This is a genomic window from Shewanella holmiensis (assembly GCF_025370255.1).
Lineage (GTDB): Bacteria > Pseudomonadota > Gammaproteobacteria > Enterobacterales > Shewanellaceae > Shewanella > Shewanella holmiensis.
Genome location: NZ_JAMTCD010000049.1, coordinates 1 through 5,722, shown reverse-complemented (window position 1 = coordinate 5,722; position 5,722 = coordinate 1). Strand labels below are relative to the sequence as shown.

The following is a 5,722-nucleotide window of genomic DNA, read 5'->3' as shown; positions in this document are numbered from 1 at the left end:
TCATGTGGCCTTGCAACTGGGTGCCGTCTTCGCTGACGGCTTGAGTTTGTGCCGTCAATACCGGGGCATCGTTGTTGCCCTGGATGGTGACGGTTAACGTGTGGGTCGTGCCGTCGGCGCTGGTGACGATCAAGGTATCGGTGAGGCTGTCACCGGCCTTGATCTGCTGAATAGCCGCTTGGGTGTTGTTGGCGGTGTAGCTCCAGGCGCCCGCTGCATCAATGCTGAAGTGCCCGTAGCCGGCGCTGCCGGCCACATTCGTCTGCACGGTGAAATGCGCTTCGCCGTTATCGGAGTCGGTGATCGTCAGTTGGCCACTAGCCTGCAGATGACCGCTGGTGACGGCGGCATCCTCAGTGACCGTTCCCACATCCACACCGCCGAACACTGCGCCGTCTGCGGCGCCGGTGACGGTGATGCTGAGGTTTTGCGTGCTGGTGGCGCCAGCGCTGTCGGTTACAGTGATGGGGATCACCACGTCCTGCGTCTGGCCAGCGGCCAGATGTTGGTAGCTGGCATGACCCGGATCAAAGCTGTAGCTGCCGTCGGCGTTGAGCGTGAAGCCGTCGACTGGTTGGGCGATAGAGAAGGTTTGTGTGTCGCCGGCGTCCACATCAGTGGCGACCATGTGGCCGCTGAGCTGCGTACCGTCTTCGGTCACGGCCTGCGTCTGTGCTTGCAGCACAGGAACGTCGTTCGTGCCCTGCAGCATGACGGTGATCGTGTGCGTCGTGCCGTCGGCACTCTGCACCGTCAGGCTGTCCGTCAGGCTGTCGCCCGTCTTGAGCTGCTGAATGGCCACCTGGCTGTTGTCGGCGGTGTAGGTCCACGTGCCTGAGGTATCGAGGCTGAAGTGGCCGAGGCCGTTGCTGCCCGCGATGTCAGTCTGCGCCATGAAATGCGCTTCGCCGCTGTCGACATCGCTGATCGTCAGCTGGCCGTTGGCTTGTAGATGACCGGTGGTGACGGCCGTGTCCTCGGTGACGGTCGCGATGTCCACGCCGCCGATCACCGCGCCATCTGCGGCGCCCGTCACCGTGATCGTGAGGTTTTGCGTGCTGGTCGCACCATCGCGGTCGGTCACAGTGATGGGGATCACCACGTCCTGCGTCTGGCCAGCGGCCAGATGTTGGTAGCTGGCATGACCCGGATCAAAGCTGTAGCTGCCGTCGGCGTTGAGCGTGAAGCCGTCGACTGGCTGGGCGATAGAGAAGGTTTGTGTGTCGCCGGCGTCCACATCAGTGGCGACCATGTGGCCGCTGAGCTGCGTACCGTCTTCGGTCACGGCCTGCGTCTGTGCTTGCAGCACCGGAACGTCGTTCGTGCCCTGCAGCATGACCGTGATCGTGTGCGTCGTGCCGTCAGCGCTGGTCACTGTCAGCGTGTCGGTCAGGCTCTCGCCTGACTTCAGCTGCTGGATCGCCGTCTGGGTGTTGTCGGCTGTGTAGGTCCAGGCACCTGTTGAATTGAGGCTGAAGTGCCCGTAGCCGGCGCTGCCGGCCACATCGGTCTGCACCGTGAAGTGCTCCTCGCCGCTGTCTACATCGCTGATCGTCAGCTGGCCGTTGGCTTGCAGATGGCCACTCAGGACGGGCTGGTCCTCTGTCACACTGCCGACGTCCACTCCGCCGATCACGGCGCCATCTGCGGCTCCCGTGACGGTGATCGTGAGGTTTTGCGTGCTGGTGGCGCCCGCGTTGTCGGTGACAATGATTGGGATGACAACATCTTGCGTCTGGCCCGCAGCCAGATGTTGGTAGCTGGCATGGCTTGGGTCAAAGCTGTAGCTGCCATCGGCATTCAGGGTGAAACCGTCCACAGGCTGGGCGATGCTGAAGGTTTGCGTGTCACTGGCGTCCACATCGGTTGCAATCATTTTGCCGGTCAGCTGTGTGCCATCTTCGGTGACTGCTTGTGTTTGCGCCGCGAGTACTGGCGCGTCGTTTGTGCCGTTGATGGTCACGGTCACGGTATGGCTAGTGCCGTCCGTGCTGCTGATGGTGAAGGTGTCGGTAAGTGTTTCACTAGCCTTCAGTTGCTGGATCGCGGCCTGTGTGTTGTCGGCGCTGTAGGTCCAGGCGCCAGTGCTGTTCAGGCTGAAGTGTCCGTAGCCGCTGCTGCCGGCCACATCCGTTTGGGCGGTGAAGCGGGCTTGTCCGGCATCGGAGTCGGTGATCGTCAGTTGGCCACTAGCCTGCAGATGACCGCTGGTGACGGCTGTGTCCTCGGTGACTGTGCCTTTGTCGGTACCCGCAATGACGGCGCCATCATCACGGCCAGCAACGGTGACACTGACCGTGTGCGTGGTGCCGTCGGCGCTGGAGACGGTGAAGCTGTCGGTAACGGTCTCGCCGCTCTTAAGCGCTTGGACGGCGGCCTTGCTGTTGTCCAGCAGGTACTGCCAATGCCCGCCCTCGTTCAGCGTTAGACTACCGTAACTGCCTGTCGTGGCAGTCTGGGCGATGAAATGTGCCTGGCCGTCGTCCACATCGGCGATGGTGAGCCGGCCAGTCACAGCTTGGCTGTTGTATTCGGCCGTGCCGCCGGTGTTCACACCGCCGATGGTTGGGCCGTCGTTGCTGCCGGTGACTGTGATGGTGAGATTTTGTGTGCTAGTTGCTCCGGCGCTATCAGTTACAGTGACCGGAATAATCACATCTTGCGTCTGGCCCGCGGCCAGATGTTGGTAGCTGGCATGGCTTGGGTCAAAGCTGTAGCTGCCGTCGGCATTCAGCGTGAAGCCGTCGACGGCGTTGACAAGGCTGAAGGTTTGCGTGTCGCCCGCGTCAACATCGGTGGCAATCATTTTGCCACTGAGTTGTGTGCCGTCTTCCGTTACACTTTGCGTTTGCCCAACTAGCACGGGCGCGTCATTGCTGCCCTGTATCGTGACGGTCACGGTGTGGCTAGTGCCGTCAACACTGCTGACTGTGAAGGTATCGGTGAGGCTCTCGCCAGTATTGAGTTGCTGAACGGCAGTCTGCGTGTTGTCGGCGTTGTAAGTCCATACCCCTGAGGAATTAAGGCTAAAGTGTCCGTAGCCGTTGCTGCCAACCACATCGGTTAGTGCAGTGAACTGGGCTTGGTCAGCATCGGGGTCGGTAATGGTGAGTGTGCCATGTGCCTGTAATTGCCCATGCTGGGCAGATTGATCTTCGATAAGCGTTGCGGTGACGGTTCCACCGATAATCGCTTTATCATCAGCACCTTTGATCAGAATCGTGATCTTTTGGCTTGTTCCATCCAATGCTTGTACAAACAGGGTGTCAGTGATGGATTCTCCGGTTTTGAGTGCTTGAATTGCCGTCTGCGAGTTATCTGCGGTGTAGGTCCAGTGGCCTAATTCATCAATGATGAGGGTACCAAACTGACCATATTGCTCTGTAGCTGTAAATAAGTGTGGTCCGTGGTCGTTATCTGTGATGGTAAGGTTGCCATCGGCCCTAAGCATGCCTTGATATGTGTCACTATCTTCAGTGAGTGAGGCCGAGGTTGTGCCTGATATTTCGGCCTTATCATCAGTTCCATTAATCGTGATTGTAATGTTTTGCCCAGTACCATCGGCGCTGTGGATAGTAAAAGTATCAGTAAGATGCTCACCCGATTTAAGGCTTTGAACGGTGGCCAGTGAGTTATCGGCGCTGTAGATCCAATGGCCGTTTACATCGATCGTAAGATAGCCAAATTGTCCCTGCAATGAACCTGCCGAAAAATGGGCTTGATCCTTATCTGGATCTTGGATGCTTAATTGACCTGATACCGTTAATTGGCCGTTGAGAGCCTGAGTATCTTCCGTCACTAAACCCGTCATATCACCTTTAATGATGGCGGTATTATCAGCCCCATTCACTTGAATGCTGACTTGCTGGCTAACAGGATGGCCTGATTGATCTGTTGCGGTGACGATAAAGGTTTCCGTCACTTGTTGGCCAGAGACTAGAGCAAGCGTGGCGTTTGCATGGTTATTTAGTTGGTATTGCCATTGGCCCGTGAGTGGATTGATGCTCAGTTGGCCATATTGACCTTGTCCATCAAGCACAGCCCAAGTGATTACATCGTTATGATCGGGATCGACACTGCGTAGTTGCCCCATCACTGTCTGCAAGGAGTCCGCCGAATTAATACTGGCGAGGTGCGATCCTAAAATTTGGGGCAGATCGTTACTGCCTTCGACATCGATGATGATGACAGTGTTTACTTGTTCGCCATTGGGGCTGCTGACGGTAATCGTAAATTGTTCGGTTTGATGCTCACCTTCGGCTAATGCATCAGTGTTAAGTGCATTATTATCGAGTTGGTAATGCCATTCGCCCGTTGTTGGATCGATATCAAGGTGACCAAATTGACCTTGATGTTCTGCGACCGTCCATTGGAGTGGGGTTACTATTCCCCCATGGGCGTGCAGTTTTCCAGAGGCACTCGCGACTGGGGCATCTTCTTTAACCGATTGATGGCCGGCTTGTTCGTCAATGGTGAGTGGGGTGTGCTGTTCAGTGCTAATGATTGGGGGGCGCACAATTTGAGTTAATGTGGTTCTTGCCATTGATATCGTTAATACTGCCGGTTCAATCTGCTGCTTAACATGTCCAATTTCAGGGAGTTGGCTGAGGGTAACAAGGGGCAATTGTGTGTCGTCAAAGTGTGGACCTTGCCCTAAATGGGTTGATTCACTCGAACCATAATCTTGGAACTTAGGGGCATTTTGGGTTTGCGTTTCATCCGCTTGCTGTGGCATCTCTGACAAGGTTTTTTCCGAGTCTGTGCTAGAGCTAGCTGACTGGGCTGTTACATGGCGGTTATCAATGTCTACGGTAGCGGGTTGCGAATCAGGCTTTTGCTCTGTCGATTCTTCGGTATTAACAAGCTGCGTTGCTGCGTGCGAGGGTAAGCGCCAAGACTTGCTTGCCACAATATCTGGGCTTGCAGTGCTTTGGACTTCACTCCCTCTAAATTCCTTTGCCTTGAGCTTGGCGACATCTTTATCAAGCTTTTTAGCGGCAATTTCAGATTTTTTGGCGAGTTTTGCTGAAATGCGACTTTTTCGTTTTGCGGTTGAGAGCGTTAATGTTTTTTTTTGGCTCATAGTTCGTGCTCCTTAACGTTCACCAAAGGCTTCAGTCACATTGGTAAATACGGGTTTCCACAGGTATTGGAAGACGGTTTTATCCCCTGTAACAATATCCGCTTCGCCAGTCATGCCGGGGATCAGTTCCAGCTTATCGGGTTGATCGCCAAAGTAGGGCTTATCAATCGAGATTTGTACTTTATAAAAGACGCCGCCTTTTTCATCAGCATCAGTGCTTGGGGAGATGCGTTTGACGATACCATCAAGTGCCCCATAGCGACTGTAATCAAAGGCATCAATTTTTATACGCGCTTTTTGTCCCACACTGACAAAGCCAATGTCCCGAGGGGAGAGTTTGGCCTCAAGTAGGGCTGTTGGCGTGGTGGGAACAATCACCGCAACTGTGCCACCTGGTTGAATCACACTCCCTGATGAGGTGTTTGGAATGGACTGGATGATGCCATCAACAGGGGAGGTGACGGTGTTTTGTTGCACCTGCGAATCGGAGGATTTTAAACGTGCGGTAATCCCTAATAATTCAGCTTGTGCATCTGTGCGAGCTTCACCAACCTCTTTTAGTAATGTGGCTTGTTTTTGCTCCAATTGCCGTTGAAGATTTTCACTATCCAGTGCCAATACCTGTTGTTTACCTTCCAT

The 5,722-nt window shown here is 55.0% G+C and carries 2 protein-coding genes; both read right to left on the bottom strand.

Going from position 1 to position 5,722, the window contains the following annotated elements; all coding sequences use genetic code 11:
- Positions 1 to 5,083: VCBS domain-containing protein (locus tag NE535_RS18505; protein ID WP_261300026.1), on the bottom strand; the 5,083-nt coding region annotated here is incomplete at its 3' end.
- 12 nt (positions 5,084 to 5,095) lie between these two features.
- Positions 5,096 to 5,722: HlyD family type I secretion periplasmic adaptor subunit (locus NE535_RS18500; RefSeq protein ID WP_261300025.1), on the bottom strand; the 627-nt coding region annotated here is incomplete at its 5' end.